The sequence below is a fragment of the Niabella ginsenosidivorans genome (genome assembly GCF_001654455.1).
Lineage (GTDB): Bacteria > Bacteroidota > Bacteroidia > Chitinophagales > Chitinophagaceae > Niabella > Niabella ginsenosidivorans.
The window spans coordinates 5,330,132-5,352,867 of sequence record NZ_CP015772.1 but is presented as its reverse complement, the minus strand read 5'-3'; the positions used below and the strand labels follow the sequence as shown (position 1 = coordinate 5,352,867).

Below are 22,736 nucleotides of genomic sequence, written 5' to 3'. Positions count from 1 at the left end.
GAAAGTAAGGTTGGTATAAAACAGCAATACCGGCAGCACTTCATCAATTGTGGCGTCTTTTGCGCTTACAGACACTTTTGATGTCAGCTGTTCCAGGTCATTGTTATACAGGAACCGGTAGGATGTTGTCTGTTCAATAGAATGAAGGACTTCTGCAAGCGCTGTTTTCTTCATTTTCAAATTGATGCGCTGCTGGCCGAATCCGTTCGCATGGACATTGACTATAAAAAACAGCAGGAACAGCATCGTCAATTTCATAGCAAGAAAAACTTTTTTTGTTTTGGGGGGAATATGTCCCTTTTTTAAGCATTTCATGTGATCAATATTATTTTTTAATGATAGCACATGAAGCAAGCGATCGGCTTCATGTAAAGTTAACAGATCAAAATGGGTTTACGTATCGTCTTTTTTTAATCATTCCTGCAATTTTTAATTGATTGAACTGATCGATATATCATTTTTTTCGATTGTATAATTAAATGCATTGGCCGTTTGCAACGCATGCATTGCCTGCTCAATAGTTTCTTTTTCAAAGGAACCGTAAAAGCTGAGGTGCTTTACTTTTTCATCCCGGAAATGAATGCTTACATTATACCAGTGCTCCATTTTTCGGGCAAGCGTAATAAAATCCTCTCCACGGAATTCAAGCCGGTTATATACCCAGGCGGTTTCTAAACGCTCTGTTTCGGGTTTTGTACTGTCCAGCGCTTCAATTTTAACAGCATTCAGGGGCGAAGGCGCTGTCACACTGTCTCCCGAAATAATATTGCCCGGAATAACCAGTTTTTGGTTGGGATAAAGCAAAATAGGCTGAAAGCCTTTTGCTCCGTCATGTTTGGTAATGCTGATCAGCCCCCTGTATAAGGCAGTGGTAACCGCATTTTCATCAGGATACGCTTTTACATTGAACGCGGTTCCCAGCACTTTTATATCAATAGCTCCCGCATGTACAATAAAAGGTTTATTGCTGATCTTGTTTACATCAAAAAAACCTTCCCCCTCAAGGCGTACCTCCCTGGTTGCTCCTTTAAAATTGGTAACATAATATAATTTTGATCCGCCATTGAGCCATACCTTGCTGCCATCCGGCAACAACAGTTGCCTTCGGTTCCCATTTTGAACGATCAATGCCGGCCGTAGCTGATTACTACCGGCTGACGCCGGGGATTGATGTCTCTCTCCGCGCATGCCCAGGTACACAAGGAACAGGGCCGCTATTGCCGTACCATACACCAGGTAGTTCCTGACAACTGTTTTACTTTTGGGAACCGCTGTCCGGACGGATGCCTGCCTGCCCGCAATCAGCGCAGCTGCTCTTTCAGAAAGACCGGCAGCACCCTTAGAATGCGTAGTATCATTTATATGATGAATTAATGACTTCATTAATTCATATCGCTGCTGCAACTGCGGATGTTCGCTCAGGAACTGATGCAACGCCTCCTGTTCTTCTGGTGAGGCCTCCCCGTAGATGTTACGGGCCATTAATTTCCATATAGCATCATTACTGATCAAATACAAGCAATCTGTCGCCTATATATAAAAGGACAGGGAATCAGCAGTTATCTACTATCTGTTTTTCAGCTTTTTTTTATTTTTTTTGAAAACGGATGCACAGGAATATTTTTGGCAATACCTAATGACTCACTGATGCGCTTAACAGCAGTAGCCATCTGGACATCGATGGTGTTTACGGATATATTCAGTATTGCTGCCACTTCTTTGTATTTAAGGCCATCTTCCCTCACCAGCTTAAAGATCATCTTACAACGGGGAGGCAGTTCCTCTATTGCTCGGTTTACCTTGTTCAACATTTCCCCCGTAATCATCTGTGTATAAGGATCATTGTCAACCGCTACCACATTCATCATCATTTCATCTAATCCGGATGAAATCCATTCATTGGCTTTCAGGGAAAGCTTATTCAGTGATTGGTTCTTTACAGCTACATAGAGGTAAACCGAAAGGTTGTTAATAGCGGAAAGACCCGACCGGTTAGACCATAGCTTTAGAAATACATCCTCAACCACCTCATTGGCCAGCTCCGGAATCCGCAATATGGATAAAGAAAACCGGTACAACCGCTTATAAAATAAGGCAAATAACTGTCCAAAGGCTTTTTGGTCATTGGCTGCAATTCCGGCTTTTATGGTATGTAATTCTTCTTCCATAGGGTTCAATCCGATCAGCAATTCTGAAAATCTGCTGTTACAAATATAGCAAAAGCGCTAACATGTGTTAGAAACACTTTTATAAAATTTCTAACAAAACAGCTGATTTTTTAATCATTATAATATGCAGATTGCCCATTGCTTCTCTTTTCACAGGTTTTATTACACTTATTTATAAATCAAATATTTATAGGACCACCTGGTACAGGTTGCCGGTATTTAAAATAGTATTTTGTGTTGCAAAACTTTATATTTGTAATTTGCGGCTCGGTTTTTGAGATGAAACGGACTTTTTAAAAAAATGGCTTTAGGACAATCATTACAACAGAAACTTTTACAAAAGCTATCGCCCCAGCAAATTCAGCTGATGAAATTGCTGCAGGTGCCCACTGCTAACCTGGAAGAAAGGATCAAGGAAGAGATGGAAGAAAACCCGGCACTGGAGCTGGATGATGCAAAACACAGCGATGAAGGCGATCTGAAAGATGAATTTGCAGATAGCGAAAACTCTCTGGATGATTCAGATTCAGGACACGATGAGTATGATACGATTGATGTAAGCGATTATGTGCACGATGGTGATGATGATATTGCGGATTATAAGACCCGTGAAGATCATTATGGTGAAGAAGAAAACCGGCAGCTGCCGATAAAAACGGAAACCAGTTTTTATGATACCTTGGAGAACCAGCTGGGCCTCCTTTCCCTGTCTGAAAAAGAGCACCGTATTGCGCAGCATATCATCGGAAGCATTGACGAGGATGGATACCTGAGGAGAGACACGCCGGCCCTGGTAGATGACCTTGCGTTTCGCCAGAATATTGAGACCACAACAGAGGAAGTGGAAAAGATCATTCAAAAGATCCAGCAGTTTGACCCTCCCGGTGTGGGCGCCCGGAACCTGCCGGAATGTTTGCTGCTGCAGTTAAAAAGACAAAAACAGGAAGGAAAAGAAGTTGATAAAGCCATCCTGGCAATTGAAAAATACTTTGATGAATTTACCAAGAAGCATTACGAAAAAATTCAGCGCGGCCTGGGTTTAACAGAAGAAGAGCTGAAAGACGTAATGCAGCAGATCGTACGGCTGAACCCCAAACCGGGCGGCAATGTAGGCGCTGTAAACAAAGCCGAAAGCTATGTAGTTCCGGATTTCTTTATTATGAACCACAATGGGAAGCTGGAACTGACATTAAACAGCCGCAACGCGCCGGAGCTCCGCATCAGTGAAGGCTATAAGGATATGATGAAGGAATATGACCGCGGATCCAAAAAAGACAAACAGCAGAAGGAAGCGGTATTATTCATAAAACAAAAAATTGACGCCGCCAAATGGTTCATTGATGCCATCAGACAACGGCAGCATACCTTGCTGGATACGATGTCTGCGATTATGGAGCACCAGGAAGAATTTTTCCTTACAGGGGATGAGACCACCCTGAAGCCAATGATCTTAAAAGACATTGCCGAAAAAACCAACCTGGATATATCTACCGTAAGCCGTGTGGCCAACAGCAAATTTGTACAGACCGAATTTGGCACTTACCGGCTGAAATTTTTCTTCAGCGAATCATTAAGCACCGATAGCGGCGAAGAAGTGTCCACCCGCGAAGTGAAAAAGATCCTGACGGACCTGATCGAATCGGAAAGTAAAAAACATCCTTACAGCGATGAAAAGCTTACAGAGCTGCTGCAGGAAAAAGGCTATAATATTGCCCGCCGTACTGTTGCCAAATACCGGGAGCAGCTGAATATTCCGGTGGCAAGGTTGAGAAAAGAATTGGTGTAGGTAGCAGGTTTAAATCAATTGTAGCTTAGCCACTTTGGGGTCTACCTCTCCTACTATATCGTGCTCAAAGTTCAGTCTGATCCTCCATTTCTGTAATGTAGCGGCGCCAATAATGGCTTCTTCACTCAGGCCCGGCACCACCAGGAATTCATCAGAGAGCAATATGTCGTTTATATAAAAATCGAGCGTAACTCTTTCATTAACTTCAATATAATGCCCTTCACTTGCTGTTGATAATCGTCTTACCTGGCCCGGATTAATGGGATCTTCTAATTTCTGTAACCGCTCTTTCCCAATGCAAGAAAGATTTGCCCCACTATCAAATAACGTATTCAGGTGTTTCTCTCCTTTTGAGCCTACAAACAGTAAGGGTAGCTTAATAACAGACATATCTTGAAATTCTTTTTGCTTAAGGATACAAAATAAAACAGGCTAAAGCAAAAACAGAACTTACATCGTCAGTTTATAGTTCATTCTTTTATACGAAGCCTTCGTTCATTAATTACCGAAAACCTGTTATGTAATAGCTCAAAGTTCTGATAAATTGCTGCTGCAACGTTTTCGATTTTGAAATTTACATCTTTCATCCGCCCAAGTATAACCCCTTTGTGCGGTAATCGCAGGCGAAAAACCAATTCCCCAAAATCCTTATCTTCTGTAATCAATACCGCATTCTTAGAAACTGCAATATGTAAAACTTCCTGATCATTTATAGATGGTTGTTCTTCGCAAATAGCAAAAACTTCAGCCCCATATAGACGAAGCGCTTTTACAATTCTGAAATCTACACGCTCATCTGCAACGAATAGTGCTTTCATCAGGCAACAGCAACTATTTTCTCCTATTTTACATTATCCGAAGCAAAAAGCAAACAAGCCTGGATCTGCTCTGTAGTAAGATTGGGGTAGGCTTCCAAAAGTGTTTCCAAAGAATACCCGTGACCTAATTTTTCAAGGACCAGTTCAACCGGAATCTTTGTGTTTTTAATAATCATTTTACCAGTTCATAATACTTAAAGGTACAATATTATAATTATAAGCTAACCGCTCTGTAACTTAGTATCTTAAGGTCTGTTTTACTGCTTCTTTTACAAATCCGGTTTCTGTTATAAAGAGTGGTTTACTGAATGCTTCTACCTTTGCATTGTTTCTTTTAAATCCGCTTATCAGATGGTCCACTGGTCGTGGATGATGCCTACCAGGTAGTACCGGCCGTTTTTGAGCTTGTACACCAGCCGTACAGATCTCCAGTCGATGCCACCGTTCTTTTTTGTTCCGTCTAAATAGTTCTCTGTAAATTCTGAACCGGGATAAACGGTTTTCAGGTTGTTGATTGAGTTGCCTTTCCCAAACCGTATATTCACCCCGGCTTTCTGTGGTTTTAAAAAGTTGCCATCGTATACAAACCTGCCAAAGTATTCTGCAGGGGTTAATAAAATCGGGTTGCCGCTTCCATCATAAGACCCCCATTCTATTTTCTTGTTCCTGTCTGTTGTAATCAGGCCTTTAAATTCTTCCCTGCTGAATTTTTTATCGTCTTTCGGATCCACGGTACCGTAAGGAGAAAACCGGATGCCTTCTTCGGGATGGATAAAGGAGTCCAGCTTTTCATATTCCTTGTTTTTAAAGAGGGTCAGCACTTCTTTTGTTGTGGCAGACAATACACTATCCTTATTAGCCGGGGTAATCACAAAAGTATTTAAGGAATCAGCAGGTGGCTGGGTTACTAATGTATCATGCCTTTCGCTCCTGTCAATTCCTGTTGTGTCGTCCTCACCTCCTTTGCCGGATGTATTTTTGCCCTTACAGCCGTTACATCCTGCAATAATTCCTCCCAAAATAATTCCCATTCCTATAATGCCTGTCAACTGTTTTTTCATCTGCATATTTTTATTGGCTTTATCTATCCGGTACCTGCCACAGGCAGGAAATTACGCAAACACTTTTATTGTTTATAGAATGATTCACCGCCTCCATTTTGTGTTACTTCATATAATTGAAAGAACCAAAAGATTCCTTAAAAAGGGAGATCATCTGCCCCACCCTCATTCAGATCCGAATAATTATCGGGTGGGGGGGTATCTGTATAGCTGGCGCCCCCGTTGTTTGTGGCGGATGCCAACTCTACCTTCCAGGCCTTAACATCCGTATACCACCTACCATTATATTCCCTGCTTTCAACATCAAAGGAAATATTCAGCTGATTTCCTATTTTTAATACACTCTCGTTTATTTTATCGCCCCATATAGAGATACATACTTTTTTAGGATATTGCGCCTGCGTTTCTACGATAATATCCTGTTTTCTCCATTCTCCGTTTCTTCCCGTTCCCTTTTGTAAGGGCAGTATCTGAACCAATGTTGCTGTTAACTGCATAATAACTGAATTCCTTATTAAGTAATAATCAAAATTTATGCTACAAATATAGCAGGCTTCCGGCAAAGCCGTTGGAAATTATAGGAGTTTAAAGAGCTGGTATGCTGGCAGGCCGCCAAACCGTTTGCTTGCAAAGGGCTATTACACAGGTATATAACAGTATTTCCCTGATCTGCGCTTACTAAAAGAGCCATTGTTCACTAAAACTTAAATGCAACACTTGCAGCAAAGTTTCTACGTTTTTGAGGATTTACAGACCAGTAGCCGATATAATATTGTTTATTGGTTATATTGTTTATATTAGCTGTAACTCTTATTTTTTTACCATTATAAAATAATCCCCCATTTAATAAAGTATAGGCGGGTAACTCAAAAACACCGGTTACACTGTTGTCAATGACTTTGTTAACGCCGGCATAGTTACCTCCAAAACTTACCCCGAAATCCTTTAATTTTCCGTCCATGATTTTATAGGTAGCCCACAAATTGGCAAGGGTCTGCGGGCCCTGGCCGCCCGGGCTTCTGCCTACCTCATTATAAAAATCAGTTGGTGTAGCGGTATTTCCTTCGATCACTTTGATTTTTCCATGGCTGAATCCAGCAATGAAGTTTAACCCCGGTACGGGGTTAGTGGTAACATCTAACTCAACACCCCTGCTTTGGGTTTTGCCACCCTGCTCAGAGTTATTGTTAGCCGTAGAATAAACCCGGTTTCCAACCCTTGTGTTATAAAAGGAGAGCGTTGCCTGCAGCTTCTCTTCAAACAGATTGGTTTTTACCCCAAATTCTATTTGATTGGCCCTTTCCGGTTTAAGCGCTTTTGAACCGATATAATTATTACTACTGTCATAAACATCAACGGGTCCGACATTAAAAAAGGCATTCATATAGTTGGCAAAAATGGATACCTTATCCAAAACCGGCTGGTAAACCAGTCCGAATTTCGGGGAATACGTCATTTGATTAAAACTTTCAGTTGCAGCACCCGCCTTATTATCAAAATAATCTGCCCGTAAGCTCAACATCGCTGAAAATGCCGGCGTAAAATTGATCACATCGGATGCATATGCACTGTAGGATCGTTTGGTTAATTTGCTATCGGTGTATTCCGTTGCAGCAAGCGCTGCTTTTATGGCATCCTTATTCAAACCATCCGGGTTGGACGGGTCAGTGTCTGATATGCCACCCTGCGGGCTCACCCGCCGGGTGGTGATCCAGCCGGAGCTGTTATTTTTTTCCGTCCTGTTAAAATAATCCAGTCCTATTAATACCCGGTTCCTGAGTTGCCCTATTTTAAAATCGCCATTAAAATTTTGCTGGATATCGACGGTGTTGGTATTATAATCCTGGTTGTTGAAATACTGATAAAAATAGTTTCTTTCATCCGGCTTGTCAGGATCCACGCCCCATATATATGTATAAATACCATCTGATTTAATATTCCCGGCGGAAAATACGGTTTGCGAGGTCCATTGGCTATTAAATTTATACAGCATCCGGGCCTGCAGGTTCTTCCGGGGATTCCTTATCGTCAGATCATTGTTGGTAAAAGACAGGTCCGGGTTTAAATTCAGCTCTTTAATATTTTTAAAATCCATTGGGCTTTCCCGGTCGGTATTAAAAAATACGGGAGGCACAGCCCTCTTTTCTTCCAGTAGTTCTGCCAGCACATGAAAAGATAGTTTATCATTGACTTCGTAAACAAAACCGGGGGCAATAAAAAAGGATTTTTTAAAGCCCGCATCCTGGAAACTATTTTCGGTCTGTGCTGCGGCGTTTAAACGAAACGCTATTTTTTTAGTTTTGCTCAGGGGGGTATTGACATCAACCGCCAGCCTGTTCAGGCCAAAACTGCCCACAGTGTAACTGGCCTCGCCGCCAAACTGATAAAACGGCTTTTTGGTAATTGTATTAATGATGCCTCCATACCCGTAAAAACTGGCCCCGAATAAGGTGCCGGAAGGCCCCTTTATTACCTGTATCTCTTCCACATCTGCAGGGTCTAAATTGCCGCTCACCAGGGCAGGCAAACCGTTTACCAGGGCCGGTTGCGCCTCAAATCCTCTCAGCGAAAAATATGCCCCTCCATCACCGCCCCTGCCTGTCGATTCCCAGGCTCTTGTAATACCCGGAACGTTCCTTAATGCGTCATCATAATTACTAATGACCTGCTGTTTCATTATTTCGGCTGAAACAGCACTATACACCTGTGGGTTTTCCAGGTTTTTCAGCGGCATTTTTGCTACAAACTCATCTCCTTTAGTACCCATTTTATTGGCGGCAATCACTACTTCCTGAAGCTGTTGCTCGTTTTCCTTTAAAACAAAATCAAGGGTCTCAACAGCGCCCGCCTTAAAATCTACAAGTTGAGACTGCTCATTTACACCTACAAAAGAAACCCGGACAATATAAGAACCGGGCTTAATATTTTTAATTTCATAATTTCCCTTTTTGCCGGCGGCAGTGGCTTTCGATGTTCCTTCCAAAACAACGGTTACGGCTTCAGCAGGCTTGCCATCTGCAGTAGTTATCGTTCCTCTTAATGTAGCATCCTGTGCCTGTAAAAAATTACTTAAACTGATCAAAAACGCGGCTAAAAGATATTTTACCATTCAATTTTTGCGCGAAATTACTCCCGGCATCTAAAAATTGATTTACGAAACCCGGAAAATAACTTCCATAACCGGGGAATTTTCAGAAACAGCAAACCCCATGTTGCCCTATTAATAGCTGCGGCACGGGAACAAAACACAAACCGGATTGTCTTACTGCTTTGCAACGCAAATAACAAAACCCTGGTGGATTTTAAAGCACATACAGCATTTTGAAATACACATGGTGCATACGCCAGTTAATAAAATACCTGATTTCTTCTACCTTTGCTCAAATTTGAACTTCATTTTGCAGGCAGGTAAAAATATTTATTTTCTTTCTGATTTTCATTTGGGTGTTCCCACTTATGAGGCAAGCCTTCAGCGGGAAAAATTACTGGTAAAATTCCTGGATGAAATAAAAGATAAGGCACAGGAAATCTTTATTGTAGGCGATCTGTTTGATTTCTGGTATGAGTACCGCCATGTAGTGCCCAGGGGGTTCGTGCGCATTTTAGGTAAGCTGGCCGAACTGTCAGATAGCGGTATACAACTGCATTTTTTTGTAGGCAATCATGACATGTGGATGAAGGATTATTTTCAGCAGGAGCTGAACATGCCGGTTTATTTCGAACCAAAGGAATTTGAATGGAACGGCAAACAGTTTCTTATAGGTCATGGAGACGGGCTTGGCCCGGGCGATCATGGCTATAAACGATTGAAAAAAATATTCCGAAATCCGGTTTGCCAGTGGCTGTTTGGCATATTGCCTCCTGTGGTGGGTATGGGCACGGCCAATTACATGAGCCGTAAAAGCCGCGCAAAAACCGGCACATCCGAGGAAACCTTCCTGGGGGCAGACAGGGAATGGCTGATCACTTATTGCCGGGAGCAGCTGCAAAAGAGGCATTATGATTTTTTTATTTTCGGGCACCGGCATCTGCCCATCGACTTCCGGCTTACGGATACCAGCCGTTATATCAACCTGGGGGACTGGATCACCTTCTTTACCTATGCTGTTTTTGATGGCAATGATGTGCAGCTGCTTTCCTACTTAAACAGAAACGAAAAAATAGTACGGGGATGAAGCGGCGTATTTTTATATTACTTGCTTTAAAATTGTTGCTGGTAACCGCAGCCCAGGCACAGCTGGTGGTGCAGCAACAGAAAACCATTCCGGGCAATTACACAACGGTTGCGGTGGATAACCTGGAAAATATCTACCTGGTCAGCGCTACCAACCAACTGAAAAAATTAAGTGAAACCGGCGATTCCGTAGCCGTGTACAACAATGTAAAAAAGCTGGGCGAAGCTACCTTGCTGGATGTTTCAAACCCCTTACGGGTGCTTATTTACTATCAGAGCTTTGCCACGGTGGTAATGCTGGACCGCCTGCTAAGCCCGGTAAACACGATCGACCTCAGGAAGCAGAACATTTTTAATGTACAGGCAATCGGCCTTTCTTATGATGGTAAAATATGGCTGTATGACAATATGGAAAGTATGCTTAAAAAGATCAATGATGACGGAAGCGTGCTGCTGAAAACACCCGACTTCAGGCAACTCTTTAGCGAAACCATCAGCCCGAAGCAGATAATTGACCGTAACCAGCTGGTTTATCTTTATGACCCGGCGCAGGGCATTTATACATTTGATTACTATGGCACCTATAAAGGAAAGCTGGCTATTACCAACTGGCAGCACCTCCGTATTACTGATAAATATATTTTTGGTAATGATGACAGCCGGTTTTACAGGTATACCTTCAGTTCCATGAAATATGATGAGTGGCCCATACCGGATATGCTCAAAACCAAGAACCGGTATATTTTTGAGGATGGCCGGCTTTATGTGCTTGATGCAGCAGGGCTCACCCTGTATTCCTATAAGCATTAGCCCGGAATAAAACACAGGGCCGCCTGTATGACCATAAATTTTTTACTTTTGAATCCTATGAGCGAGTTTTTAAACCAGGTCTATTTTAATAATTCCGTAAGGGCATACCTGATCGTTGGTATCACGATCCTTGTGGTTTTTCTTTTTAAGAAGTACATAGCGTTGTATGTGGCAAAGGGGATCTTTAAGCTGGTTCGGCTGCGCTATAAGAACATCAACCTGCCTACGTTCCTGGCGCTGGTGGCAAAACCACTGGGTTTGTTCCTGGCAGTGCTGGTTACGGTTGGTGCGCTGGACAAGCTGAAACTGCCGGATGAGCTGGATTTTAATATCTACCGGGTCTCCTTTCAGGAGCTACTGGGAATGATTGGTTCTTTCCTCGTCATTTTTACGTTTTTCAGGCTGATCATCAAAAGCATTGATTTTATCATGCTGATGATCCAGGGGCATTACCTGCAGACACATGAACCGGGCAACCATCAGCTGGTGTTCTTTTTTAAAGATCTTATAAAGGTTATTATAGGCATCATTGGCGGATTATTTATTCTGAAATATACTTTTAAATATGATATTAAAGGGCTGGTGACAGGACTGAGCATTGTGGGCGCTGCGGTAGCACTGGCATTAAAAGAAAGCCTGGAAAATCTGATCGCCTCCTTTATTATCTTTTTTGACAGGCCTTTTGCCACCGGCGATGCCGTAAAATTAAATGATGTGTCCGGCACGGTTGAAAAAATAGGGTTGCGCAGCACCCGTATCCGTTCAGATGCCAAATCGTATATCACTGTTCCCAATAAGCAAATGGTAGATAGTGTGCTGGACAATCAATCGGATTATACGCAGCGTAAAGCATCGCTGAAGCTGGAAATTTCATCATCAACCCCTGCGGATGTTGTTGAAAAATTATTGACCGGTATCCGCGAGATCCTTACAAAGGAAGACATTATTGCCTATACAGCGTTTGTAAATAATATTACCGCCAATGCCATTGTTATTGCCTGTGATTATTTTACCGGGCCGGATATTACAACATTTAACAAGGTGCGGGAGCGCAGTACCCTGGCCATACTTTCGTTAATGGCACAATTAAACATCACTACAGCACAAAGCGTGAGTGATATAAAAATTGTACAGGGAAGCGCGCCACCACCACAGGCAGCTATTTAGTAGCTGAATATTAATCTCCGTCATCCTCAGCCGGGCACGCTACAAGCAGGCAATTGGAAGATCTCCTAATAAGTACGAAGCCCGTCTGACAGGCGACCTGTTGCTGACCCTTTCGGGCAGGCATGGCCGGTTTTATAGTATGGAGGTCTGCCTGCTCCCAAAGTCGTCTTGCCCCACACATTTATGTTATGCCACCCGCATATTATTTTTACAATTACAAAAAAGAAGTATATTAGCAATACAACCTTTTGGAGAAATTGAAACTGTTGAAAAACGAATACCGGAACGGTTGCAGAAAGAATAGATTTTTAACCAGTAAGAACTTTATAAAGCTACCTTTAAGCGTTTACAAACGACTATAAAAGTTTAGTAATTACGGTAAGCGGCGAGTTGTAGGCTATTGTAAAGACGACTCAAAACAATATGAAAAAAACAATCTCAATTTTTATCTTTCTTTTATTTACTTGTTCAACCTATTCTCAGTCAACTGCACATGACTCAGAGAAAATTGCAACCTTTTGTAAGTTATGGGGATTCCTTAAATACTACCACCCTGTAGTTGCTACCGGGAAATTTGACTGGGACAATGAATTTACAACAAGAATTAAAATCGTTCGGTTATTACATTCAAAAAAGGAAATCAGCAATTACTATTCAGCCTGGATTAAAGACTTAGGAGAAGTAAAGAAATGCAAAGAGTGCTCCTTCACAATCACAGATAGCATAAAATACAACCTTAACTTAAGCTGGCTGACAGACACCAGTATCTTTACTAACAGCCTGATTAATCAATTATTATATGTTCAGCAAAACCGAAATCAGGGAAAGAATTATTACGTTGAGCAGAAACCGTATATTGGTAACACAGCGTTTGAAAATGAAAAAACCTATACTGATTCTGCATTCCCTTCAAAGGAACTACGTTTGTTAAGTCTTTCCCGTTACTGGAATATTATCAATTATTTCTACCCTTATAAATATAGAATCGGGCAGAACTGGGACAGTGTTCTTATTGAGATGATTCCAAAATTCAGGGATTCTAAAGATACCATTGCCTATCATTTAGCAATGCTCGAATTAATAACTAAAATAAATGACAGCCACGCTGGTTTTGTAACTAAATATACAAATCAATATTTTGGTTTAAAATGGGCACCCTTCCGGTTTAAAATTATTGACAACAAAGCTATAGTTACAGGGTTTTATAACGATTCTCTTTGTGGGAGGGATGATATCCAATACGGAGATGTTTTCTTAAAAGTCAACGGCCGCACCATTGAGGATATAATCAAGGAAAAATCAGCATATATCGGAGCATCAAATTATCCAACTAAACTCCGCAATATGAGCTATGTCATTCTTAATGGACAAACAGATTCTGTTAATGTAATTTTTGAAAGAAATGGTGTTGTTGCAGAGAAAATTATTCACCGGTATGATTTTGATAAATTTGGAAATAAACGGAAAGAAGAAAAAGAAGATGTTTATAAAATTTTGGATGGGAATATCGGCTATGTAAATATGGGCGAACTTGAACTTAAAGAGACTGATAAAATATTGGCTAAACTCAAAGACACAAAAGCAATTATTTTTGATGTAAGAAATTACCCTAAAGGAACGCTATATAAAATAGCTGAGTTTTTGAACATTGGCAGAAAAGCGTTTGTAAAATTTACACAACCAGACATATCATATCCGGGGTTGTTTCATTACACCGCACCCTATTTTTGTGGCAAAAAGAATAAAACGCCTTATTCGGGAAAAGTAATTCTGCTTTTTAATGAAACGTCTCAAAGCCACGCCGAATTTACCTTAATGGCGTTACAAACCGCACCAAATGTTATTGGTATTGGCAGCCAGACTGCAGGTGCAGATGGAAATGTTTCTTTAATTACTCTTCCAGGCAATTACAAAACTTATATGACGGGCATAGGCGTATTTTATCCTGATGGCAGGGAAACACAAAGGATTGGGATTGTGCCGGACATTGAAGTTAAAGCAACAATAAAAGGAATAAGGTTAAAGCAAGACGAAGTATTGGATAAAGCAATTGAAGTAATTAATAATACGGGGCTAACATTTAATTAGACCAATTTAGATTGGAAAAGATAGCTGAATGAGCAGGCAGTAATTTTCTTTTCAGGAACTGCCCTGCTTTTTCAGCTGGATTTAACCCGAGGCTGTAAGGCGGTAGAAAAAACAATGCTATGTTTGGCTGCACTATGAGTTTTGCTGCTTTGTGAAAAGCCCCATTATCCAATACGATAATTTTGTATTCAGAGCTGTGGTGGCAGGCAAATTCATTAAGAAATACCTGGAAACAATCAGTAGTATTGCAATAGGGCATTTCTATCAAAAACCGGTCTCCTAAGCGGCGAATGCTCCTACAGAAACCACTGAATAACGCTGATAATTGCACATCTGTGCTTCTGCTATTGGGCGGAAGGCTGCGTTCCGAAGGTTCGGAACAGCGGGGCATAACATGAGACTAAGATTCATTACAGCCCAATAAAAGGGTTGCGTTTTTGCGGAAAACTTTTTAGTCTGATTAAAATGTCACTTCCGTATTACACACGGTATGCGCATTTTGATTGTATACTTCCCTACCCGTTTTTACTGTTAGCCGGCTAATGGAAGTAACCCCGGAAACTGTATTGCTGGATTTTATGACCTCAACCTGGGCTGCGAAAGCGCTAACCGGCAAAGCAGATCAGTGCCTATGTGTTGTAGCGGGAGAAACACCATCGCTCCTGGTTCCAAAAATGGTTTCAAAAACCGCGGCGCCTGTCCAACTGGTTCATACCAGCACAACTGCGTAAGAAAACGTTATTCTAATACAGCTATTTCGCTTTTTTTACAATAGCAGCCAGCTCTTCATCAAACCGGCCGGTAGTGCCATATTCCACAACCCTTCCCAGTTCTGTATCATTATTATAAACAATAATGGTGGGCACATTAGTGATCTTTAAACGCTCTGCTTCTTTATTTTTGTCAATCTTAGAGCGGTCAACAGCAGTCATGCTTACCTTACTGTCATCAATGCCTGCCGCATCCAGTATCTTAAAAAAGCGGGGAATCACAAACTGGGAGTCCGGGCACCAGGTACCCATAAAAACAGTATAGGAAACCTTATCCTTTTTACCGCTGAGCGTTTTTACCACCTCTTTCTTGGGTTCATAGATCCGTTGTGCTCCGGCAAACCAATCAAAGGCCGTATCTGTTTTTAGCAGGTTATCTGTAATATGGCCGGTGAGCATTTTATGGGTTTTGCCGTTATGCTCATCCACCATTGTTTCATAGTCCTGGGCATAGTTTGTCAGGGATAAAGTCATTAACGCACTGATCAATAGTAGTTGCTTCATTGTCTTGTTTTCAAAAATTAACCGGTATCAGTAACAAAAGAAGATGCCTTTATGTTGTACACTAAAAAAGGCTCGCTGTACGAACCTTTTTTCAATTATATGCCGGCTTTTAATTCCAGCAAAAAACCTTTTATCCGTTGCAGGGATTGCACTGCTGCAAATTTTTCATCGGCCTTTTTATTATTTTTCAGGTATTCCTTGGCACCTTCAATGGTAAACTTCCTGCGGCGCAGCAGGTCATAGATCAGGAACAGGTTTTTTACATCCTGCGGGCGGAAAAAGCGGTCGCCTTTACCGTTCTTCTTGGGTTTTAATATATCAAATTCAGATTCCCAGTACCGGATGAGTGAATGGCTTTCTTTAAACATGCTGGTTACCTCCCCCATACTGTAATAATGCTTTTTAAACAGTTCTTCCTCGTCCGGCATCTCCACCGCATCTGCCGCAATGGCGTTCTCTTTTACCGAACGGCGACCCCTCGTACCAGCCGGACGGCGTTCAAACGTTTCTGCCACCGCTCTGTTATCAGTACCGGGCGCAACTGTTTCCTGCTCAACGATGTCCGGTTCTGTGTTCTCCGCTATTGCTGTGGCTGCTTTTTCCGCTATTTCCTCAGCCATACCGGTTACCTCTTCACTTATCTCAATCTGGGCCGGTGGTTTCAGCGTATTTTTTTTGGGTTTGGGCAATGGCTCCACCTTTTCCACTTCATCCAGAAATGAAAAAGCGCCCTGGGGTTGTGCTGTTTTTGACATGAGTGGTATAAATAGGTAATTAACAAAAAATAAAAATAACCAATGAAATGTTAAGGCATCATCAAAAAAAGAAAACGCCTTTTGTGCAATATAACTTTTAATAAGGCCAAATCCAAGAGTTTCGGCCTGTGATTGGAAAATAAGGATAAAAAAAATCATCCGCCCTCCGGGCGGACGATCCTAAAGGTGTTTGCGGTTTGCAGGATGGCATTGATCAAATGCTGCATTTCTCTTTGCAACGTTTAGCAGTGAACGATTCTGTCAGTTATGTATAGGCGCTGTTTTGCTGATCAGTATTTTTGCGGGAGCTGAGGTATTGTATTTGTACCAGCAATAGAAAAAAGGCAATTCTCTTTTTCTTATTTCATCGGGCGTGTTGGCCTCCCTGCCGGGTGTTGTATACAGCTCCGAGCGGGTTTCTCCTGCAAGTATGCGACTGTATTTAAACAGCTTAAAAAATTGCACTTCCTCTTTCACTGCTGGTCTTTTCAGAAAATTCCATCTTTTTATAATTCTTCTCATTACAATTGTTTGATACCTTTTTTAGCGGCTGTTATGGACCTGGCAGAACAGGCCCGGCAACATTTACTTAGCCAACCGCTTTACAAAGATGCCTGTACGCCCGTTGGGGATCAATAGCAGTAATACCTAATATTGGGGAGTTTTTTACGATAGGGTCTACCGTATTTTTACGGTAAGGCAATTGCAGGCAGCTTCTTATAAAAAGGAACGATTATTTTTGATTTGCAGACAGTTACGAATATAATATACGCCTATATATAATTATTTTTCCTAACTTTAGCACAGCGGTTTAGCTTTACACAGAGATATAGACAAAACTAAAACATTCTTTATGAAACAAGTTCCTTCTATCCTGCTGTTCCTCATCATGCTCGCGGGCCTTATCTATTTATTTCTGGAAAACAGGAAACTGCGCGAATCAGGCGATAATGATACCCGCTTTTATGTATCTGATGGGAGCCTTAATCCCAGGGATATTAAGCTGAACTATGTATCCTTAGACACGGCCTTAAAAATGACAAAGACCTTCAGGGAATACCAATACCAGTATATAACAGATGGGATCAACAATTTTTTAAAGCTTAAAGGGGACAGTACTTTTTATGATGCAAGACTAACCGTTTTTTCGCTGGATAGCATTAAGCAACTGGTATATGCTATGGATGAGCTGGTAAAGGAAGGAAAGGTAGTAAAACCAAATGGTAAAAAAGTGACCACTTCTGAGCTGGGAATAAAAATGTATTACGCTGCTTATCCGGGGCTTAAAACACCCCCGAAATACAATAGCCACGACGGGCGTCATACGCTTATTCTGGTTCCTGCTTATAAAGAAGCCGGTACAGCGCTTTACCACGATTTTTATCTCAATGGAGAAGTTCCGGACAAAGGACAACACCCAAATAATTTATTTGACCGGCCGCAAAGAGGCGTTGCAGAAGTAAAAGCCATGAGCTTTTTACCTCCTCCTCCCCCACCAAATCCTTCTGTGGGGTTAAACAACGGGAGCGGTTGCCCGCCTCCAAACACGGAAAGTTCTAACTAAGGATCTTTGTAACTTGCGGCTATGACGCTCATGTTCCTTTTATTACTGCTTGAATGGATGAGTTTTATAGCTGCTGTTTTCAACAGGAGAAAATTAGGTAACGCCGGCCGGTTCGTAATTTATTTTCTGGCTGCAGTTGTTTTAACAGAAACAACAAGCATTTTGCTTCGTATGTATTCCGGCCCCGGAACGTTTGTAAAGATTATTTACGTTTGGACGAACATTATGCTTCCTGTGCAATGTATAAGCCTGTTGCTGTTTTTTTACAGGAAGACCCGTTATAATTACTGGAAACGGTGTATACAGGGCTTTATTGGTGTTATTCTGTTTATAACCTTTCTTCAGTTTTTTGTTAGCAAAATAACCCAGTCAAATACTTTTAATTATACATTGAGTGCCGTTTTTATATCTGCCTGCAGCCTTCATTATCTGTTTGAGCTGATGAACAGCGAAGAAATAGGAGAAGTAACCGGAGACCCTTTTATGTATCTTTCCATCGGGCTTTTGTTGTTTTACCTGGGCACGCTTCCTTTTAGTTCCATGAGAACCTATTTATGGGAGGCACACCGCAAAATTTTCTATATTTATTACTACCTCTTCTTCGGCTTTAATTATTTTCTCTATGGAATTATAACCGTTGGAATAATATGTACGAAAAAGAAATAAACGTTTTTTTCCTGTCGGTGATCTTAACGGTGCTGCTTTTGGTAATGGCGGTCTATTTTGTCATTATCAGTATCCGCCGCCGTAATATCCTTTATAAAAGAGAGCGGGAGGCAAACGCCATCCTGCATAAACAGGAACTGCTGGAAACGCGCCAGGAAGTGCAGCAGAAACTGATGCAGAACATTGGCAGCGAGCTGCATGATACGATCGGGCAAAAACTAACACTGACCTACCTGCAAATGGAAAATACCCTGCAATCGGACAATATTGATGACATTAAAACCAGGATCAGCGCGCAGAACGCATTGATACAGGAATCATTGAATGAACTGCGGAGCATTAGTAAAATGCTGACCACACAGGATTTTTCCAACTTTAATTTTGTCCATTATCTTCTCAAAGAAATGGCAAGAATTAATGAAAGTGGTCTTTGTAAGACCGTTTTTACTTATCCTGATGAGCATTTTGATTTTCTGAATGAAAAGGTAAACCTTTCCCTTGTGCGCATTTGCCAGGAGTTTATTCAAAACAGCTTAAAACACAGCGGCTGCGCGCAACTGGAGATCCATATTACCCTGACGGATGAAAATTTAAGGATCGTCTGTATTGACAATGGCCGTGGTATTGACTGGGAAAAGGCTTCTGAATACCGCATCGGATCCGGAAGCGGCTTGAAGTCCATTGAACGGAGGATCAATAGTATCGGCGCCGGCTTCCGGTGGGAAAATAAAAACGGAACGCAGTTGCACATTGATTTACCTTTAAATAAAATTGCAGCAGATGAGACATAGCATCGTTATTGTGGATGATCATATCCTGATTGCCCAGGCGCTTGCAACAATGATCAGCTCTATTCCGAATTTTGACATATTATATGTTTGCAGCAGCGGCACAGAGATGATAGAGCGGTTCAGGCAGCCTAAAAATATTCCGGATGTAGTGATCCTGGATGTGCAGATGCCGGTAATGGACGGTTATACGGTTGCAAAATGGCTTACCGAAAATAAGCCGGAAGTAATCATACTGGCCCTGAGCATGCAGGATGATGATGAAAAAATAATAAAAATGATCCGCTCCGGTGCAAAAGGGTATTTATTAAAGAGCATTCAGCAAAAAGAGCTGGCACATGCACTGAACACCATTGTAAAGGAAGGCATCTTTTATGATGCAAAAGTAAGCAAGGCTCTGGCAAATGATTATTTGAAGAAAGAAGTGACCCAACAGGCGCTCAGTGCCAAAGAACGGGAACTGATCCCCTGGCTGTGCTCTGATGCTACTTACAAAGAGATTGCGGCCTCTGTTTTTTTAAGTGCACGCACCGTGGAAAGCTATGCCACCAGCATTATGGAAAAACTGGAAGTAAGGAACCGCGTGGGCCTTGTTTTAACAGCCATGAAAAAGGGCTGGATCTGAGAAATATAAAATGTAAAATAATAAATAAGGAATAACAAATAAGAAAGGGCGTCTCCAATCTCAATTCTGAAAACTGATAACTGAAGACTGACCACTGATAACTCTCTCTAATGCGCCTCCAGCCAGTTGTTACCCTCCCCGCATTCTGCCACAACGGGTACGCCAAAGGGCAGTGGTAATGCGCTTTCCATATTTTCCAGAATCAATGGCCTCAGTTCCTGCACCTCATCACGGACCGCATCAAAGATCAGCTCATCATGCACCTGCAGGATCATCCGGCTTTTCATCTTTTCTTTTTTCATGGCGGTGTATACTTTCTGCATCGCCAGTTTGATCATATCCGCAGCCGTTCCCTGTATGGGTGAGTTGATGGCATTCCGCTCAGCGAACCCCCGCACGGTAAAATTGCTGGAATTAATGTCCTTTAACCAGCGCTTACGCCCCATAAGTGTTTGCACATATCCATGCTCCCTTGCAAAATTGATCATGTCATCCATATACTTCTGAATACCTGAAAATTCTTTTTTATAGCTCTCAATGATTCCCTTTGCTTCTGTACGGGAAATACCCAGGTTGTCTGCCAGTCCAAAAGCGCCCTGCCCGTAAATGATCCCGAAATTGACGCTTTTGGATTTGTACCGCATTTCTTTGGTCACCTCCTCCATGGCTACATTAAACACTTTTGACGCAGTGGCCGTATGAATGTCTGTACCGTTTTTAAACGCGTTCACCATATTGGTATCGCCGCTTATTGCAGCAACAATCCGTAATTCGATCTGGGAGTAGTCAGCAGATAACAGCACATGCTTTTCATCGCGCGGAATAAATGCTTTGCGGATCTCTTTTCCTCTTTCCGTGCGTACCGGAATATTCTGCAGGTTGGGATTATTGCTTGCCAGGCGCCCGGTAACCGCTACTGCCTGTCCGTAAGTGGTATGCACCCTGCCTGTTTTAGGGTTGATCAGTTGCGGCAAAGCATCTACATAAGTGGATCGTAATTTGGTAAGCTCCCTGAACGCAATAATCTCATCGGCTATTACATGCCCTCTTGCTGCCAGTTTTAGCAGCACATCTTCCCCGGTCTGATATTGCCCCGTTTTGGTCTTCCGTGCGGAAGGGTCCAGTTTTAATTTATCAAATAAGACCTCTCCCAGTTGCTTGGGTGAGGCCAGGTTGAACCGTACGCCCGCTATTTCAAAAACATTCTTTTCTGCAGCGGCGGCTTCCTTTTCCAGTTCCTGGGAATAGTTTTTCAAAAACTCTTCATCAATCCGTACGCCCTCAAACTCCATATCCGTTAATACCTGCACCAGCGGGTTCTCTACTTCGTCAAAGACCTTTTGCACCTGGCGCTTTTTTAGCAATGGCTCAAAAACAGCTTTCAGCTGAAGCGTAATGTCAGCATCTTCCACAGCGTAATCTTTAGCTTTTTCAATTTCCACATCCCGCATATTTCCCTGGGTCTTTCCTTTTTTACCAATGAGGTCACCGATAGGAATGGGCTTATATCCCAGAAACTTTTCGCTCAGGAAATCCATGTTCCGTTTGCCATCCGGTTCAATCACGTAATGTGCCAGCATGGTATCAAAAATGGCACCGTTCAGCCCCACACCATACCACTTCAGCACCAGCAGGTCGTATTTTAAATTCTGGCCGATCCATAGTTTGTCTTCATCGTCAAATAAGGGCCGCAACCATTGAAGGGTTTTCCTTGTAGCTTCCTGATCTGCGGGGCAGGGAATATAATAGCCCTGGCCGGCCTTTATTGAAAAACTCAGACCTACCAGTTCTGCAAGGTTTGCGTCAATGTTGGTCGTTTCGGTGTCAAAACTGATCTCCTTAACAGGTAATAATTCTTCTACAAGGGCTTTGATGTCTTTTTCATCAGTAACCGCCTTATAATTCGGTTGTGCGTCGTTTATTGTTTTTAAACCAGGAAAGGAAGGCGCATCTTCTTCTTCGGCCTCAGGCTGCAAGGGCGCTGCGATCACATCCCCCCCGATAACATTGCCAAAAAGATCAATCTGAACCCCTTTTCCGGAGGAAGTTTTGGAGGCGGCGGACCCGGTTGTGGTTACAGTTGCTGCCACTTCTTCTCCCAATAAACGCCTGGCCAATGTTCTGAATTCCAGCTCGGCAAAAATGGATTTCAGCTCTTCCCTGTTCCAGTCTTTTAACTGAAAATTCTCTTCATGGAACTCAACCGGAACATCTGTAATAATAGTTGCGAGCTTTTTGGAAAGAATGGCCATCTCCTTTCCTTCCTGTACTTTCTTTCCTAATGCCCCTTTAATGTTTTCTGCATTGGCTACAACATTTTCCAGTGTTTCGTATTCCGCCAGCAATTTGGCTGCTGTTTTTTCTCCTACACCTGCAATACCGGGAATATTGTCCACTGAATCGCCCATCAGCCCTAAAACATCAATTACCTGTGATACGTTTCTGATATTCCATTTAGCGCACACCTGCTCCGGGCCCATTATTTCCACGTCACTGCCCTGGTAACCGGGTTTATAGATCTTTATTTTTTCAGATACCAGCTGGCCATAATCCTTATCAGAAGTAACCATAAAAACCTCGTAACCTTCGTCAGCCGCTTTTTTACTAAGGGTGCCGATAATATCATCCGCCTCATAGCCGGGTGCTTCAATAACCGGAATGTTAAATCCCTTAATGATGCGTTTGATGTCCGGTACAGCAATCAGAATATCCTCCGGTGTTTCCTGGCGGTTGGCTTTATAATCAACAAAATCCGTATGCCGTTCTGTTAATTCATGCGTATCAAAACAAACCGCCATATGCGTTGGCTTTTGTTTGGTAATCAGCTCCACCAGGGTATTGGTAAACCCAAACTGGGCATTGGTATTTTTATTTTTAGTGGTAATCCTCGGGCTGCGGATCAGGGCATAGTAAGCCCGGAAAACCAATGCATAGGCATCTAACAAAAAGAGTCTTTTATCCATGTTGCTAAGGTAATATATAGAAGTCAAAA

Annotated in this window: 22 protein-coding genes; 9 read left to right on the top strand and 13 right to left on the bottom strand. The window is 42.1% G+C overall.

Annotation, left to right across the window (positions count from 1 at the left end):
* Positions 1 to 429: 429 nt before the first annotated feature.
* A complete protein-coding gene (locus A8C56_RS22625; RefSeq protein ID WP_245645664.1) occupies positions 430 to 1,482 on the bottom strand; it encodes a FecR family protein in 1,053 nt (350 codons plus the stop codon).
* A gap of 95 nt (positions 1,483 to 1,577) precedes the next feature.
* Positions 1,578 to 2,168 (bottom strand): RNA polymerase sigma-70 factor, encoded by a 591-nt coding sequence (locus tag A8C56_RS22620; protein WP_067760929.1) that lies wholly within the window; start codon positions 2,166 to 2,168, stop codon positions 1,578 to 1,580.
* Positions 2,169 to 2,469: 301 nt separating this feature from the next.
* On the opposite strand from A8C56_RS22620, the gene rpoN reads away from it, so the two are divergent.
* Positions 2,470 to 3,954, top strand: coding sequence for an RNA polymerase factor sigma-54 (gene rpoN / locus A8C56_RS22615; protein WP_067760927.1), 1,485 nt, complete (start codon positions 2,470 to 2,472; stop codon positions 3,952 to 3,954).
* A 9-nt stretch (positions 3,955 to 3,963) separates the two neighbouring features.
* On the opposite strand, the gene A8C56_RS22610 is transcribed toward rpoN, so the two are convergent.
* From A8C56_RS22610 to A8C56_RS22590, 6 genes are all read right to left on the bottom strand, one after another.
* The gene (locus A8C56_RS22610) at positions 3,964 to 4,344 is read right to left on the bottom strand and encodes a pepsin/retropepsin-like aspartic protease family protein (RefSeq protein ID WP_067760925.1); all 381 of its coding nucleotides are present in this window, start codon (positions 4,342 to 4,344) and stop codon (positions 3,964 to 3,966) included.
* An 80-nt stretch (positions 4,345 to 4,424) separates the two neighbouring features.
* Entirely contained in the window at positions 4,425 to 4,772 is a 348-nt protein-coding gene (locus tag A8C56_RS22605; protein WP_067760923.1) for a DUF5615 family PIN-like protein, read from the bottom strand.
* A 23-nt stretch (positions 4,773 to 4,795) separates the two neighbouring features.
* Positions 4,796 to 4,948 carry a DUF433 domain-containing protein gene (locus A8C56_RS24015; protein WP_071609358.1) on the bottom strand — a complete coding sequence of 51 codons (153 nt, stop codon included), beginning with the start codon at positions 4,946 to 4,948 and terminating at the stop codon, positions 4,796 to 4,798.
* Between the two features lie 171 nt (positions 4,949 to 5,119).
* Positions 5,120 to 5,833 (bottom strand): hypothetical protein, encoded by a 714-nt coding sequence (locus A8C56_RS22600; RefSeq protein WP_084490474.1) that lies wholly within the window; start codon positions 5,831 to 5,833, stop codon positions 5,120 to 5,122.
* A 137-nt stretch (positions 5,834 to 5,970) separates the two neighbouring features.
* Positions 5,971 to 6,330, bottom strand: a complete 360-nt coding sequence (locus A8C56_RS22595; RefSeq protein WP_067760921.1) for a DUF3127 domain-containing protein — start codon at positions 6,328 to 6,330, stop codon at positions 5,971 to 5,973.
* A 200-nt stretch (positions 6,331 to 6,530) separates the two neighbouring features.
* Positions 6,531 to 8,942 (bottom strand): TonB-dependent receptor, encoded by a 2,412-nt coding sequence (locus A8C56_RS22590; RefSeq protein ID WP_067760919.1) that lies wholly within the window; start codon positions 8,940 to 8,942, stop codon positions 6,531 to 6,533.
* A 277-nt stretch (positions 8,943 to 9,219) separates the two neighbouring features.
* Between A8C56_RS22590 and A8C56_RS22585 the strand changes: the two genes are divergently transcribed.
* The 4 genes from A8C56_RS22585 to A8C56_RS22570 all read left to right on the top strand — a co-directional run bounded on the left by A8C56_RS22585 (position 9,220) and on the right by A8C56_RS22570 (position 14,072).
* Positions 9,220 to 10,008 carry a UDP-2,3-diacylglucosamine diphosphatase gene (locus A8C56_RS22585; protein ID WP_067762457.1) on the top strand — a complete coding sequence of 263 codons (789 nt, stop codon included), beginning with the start codon at positions 9,220 to 9,222 and terminating at the stop codon, positions 10,006 to 10,008.
* Positions 10,005 to 10,817, top strand: coding sequence for a hypothetical protein (locus tag A8C56_RS22580; RefSeq protein ID WP_067760917.1), 813 nt, complete (start codon positions 10,005 to 10,007; stop codon positions 10,815 to 10,817). The genes A8C56_RS22585 and A8C56_RS22580 overlap by 4 nt, the downstream gene beginning before the upstream one ends.
* 27 nt (positions 10,818 to 10,844) lie before the next feature.
* Entirely contained in the window at positions 10,845 to 11,984 is a 1,140-nt protein-coding gene (locus A8C56_RS22575) for a mechanosensitive ion channel family protein (RefSeq protein ID WP_245645662.1), read from the top strand.
* A gap of 423 nt (positions 11,985 to 12,407) precedes the next feature.
* Positions 12,408 to 14,072 (top strand): S41 family peptidase, encoded by a 1,665-nt coding sequence (locus tag A8C56_RS22570; RefSeq protein ID WP_067760916.1) that lies wholly within the window; start codon positions 12,408 to 12,410, stop codon positions 14,070 to 14,072.
* Here A8C56_RS22570 and A8C56_RS25580 read toward each other — a convergent pair.
* The 4 genes from A8C56_RS25580 to A8C56_RS22545 form a co-directional block, all read right to left on the bottom strand.
* Entirely contained in the window at positions 14,065 to 14,331 is a 267-nt protein-coding gene (locus A8C56_RS25580; protein ID WP_067760915.1) for a transposase, read from the bottom strand. The two genes, A8C56_RS22570 and A8C56_RS25580, sit on opposite strands and share 8 nt — an antisense overlap.
* A 493-nt stretch (positions 14,332 to 14,824) precedes the next feature.
* On the bottom strand, positions 14,825 to 15,346 hold the full coding sequence (locus A8C56_RS22555) for a thioredoxin family protein (protein ID WP_067760913.1): 522 nt from the start codon (positions 15,344 to 15,346) through the stop codon (positions 14,825 to 14,827).
* Positions 15,347 to 15,441: 95 nt separating this feature from the next.
* Positions 15,442 to 16,101 carry a MerR family transcriptional regulator gene (locus tag A8C56_RS24225; RefSeq protein WP_084490472.1) on the bottom strand — a complete coding sequence of 220 codons (660 nt, stop codon included), beginning with the start codon at positions 16,099 to 16,101 and terminating at the stop codon, positions 15,442 to 15,444.
* Positions 16,102 to 16,362: 261 nt separating this feature from the next.
* The gene (locus tag A8C56_RS22545) at positions 16,363 to 16,623 is read right to left on the bottom strand and encodes a hypothetical protein (RefSeq protein WP_067760912.1); all 261 of its coding nucleotides are present in this window, start codon (positions 16,621 to 16,623) and stop codon (positions 16,363 to 16,365) included.
* Between the two features lie 331 nt (positions 16,624 to 16,954).
* Here A8C56_RS22545 and A8C56_RS22540 point away from each other — a divergent pair, with 331 nt between their 5' ends.
* The 4 genes from A8C56_RS22540 to A8C56_RS22525 are packed head-to-tail and all read left to right on the top strand — an operon-like array spanning position 16,955 to position 19,744.
* Positions 16,955 to 17,665 carry a hypothetical protein gene (locus A8C56_RS22540; protein ID WP_067760910.1) on the top strand — a complete coding sequence of 237 codons (711 nt, stop codon included), beginning with the start codon at positions 16,955 to 16,957 and terminating at the stop codon, positions 17,663 to 17,665.
* Positions 17,666 to 17,686: 21 nt separating this feature from the next.
* Positions 17,687 to 18,331 carry a hypothetical protein gene (locus A8C56_RS22535; protein ID WP_067760908.1) on the top strand — a complete coding sequence of 215 codons (645 nt, stop codon included), beginning with the start codon at positions 17,687 to 17,689 and terminating at the stop codon, positions 18,329 to 18,331.
* Positions 18,313 to 19,122 carry a sensor histidine kinase gene (locus A8C56_RS22530; protein WP_067760906.1) on the top strand — a complete coding sequence of 270 codons (810 nt, stop codon included), beginning with the start codon at positions 18,313 to 18,315 and terminating at the stop codon, positions 19,120 to 19,122. Before A8C56_RS22535 ends, A8C56_RS22530 begins: the two co-directional genes overlap by 19 nt.
* A complete protein-coding gene (locus tag A8C56_RS22525; protein WP_067760904.1) occupies positions 19,112 to 19,744 on the top strand; it encodes a response regulator transcription factor in 633 nt (210 codons plus the stop codon). The genes A8C56_RS22530 and A8C56_RS22525 overlap by 11 nt, the downstream gene beginning before the upstream one ends.
* Before the next feature lie 107 nt (positions 19,745 to 19,851).
* Here A8C56_RS22525 and polA read toward each other — a convergent pair whose 3' ends face one another.
* On the bottom strand, positions 19,852 to 22,707 hold the full coding sequence (gene polA / locus A8C56_RS22520; RefSeq protein ID WP_067760902.1) for a DNA polymerase I: 2,856 nt from the start codon (positions 22,705 to 22,707) through the stop codon (positions 19,852 to 19,854).
* Positions 22,708 to 22,736 lie beyond the last annotated feature (29 nt).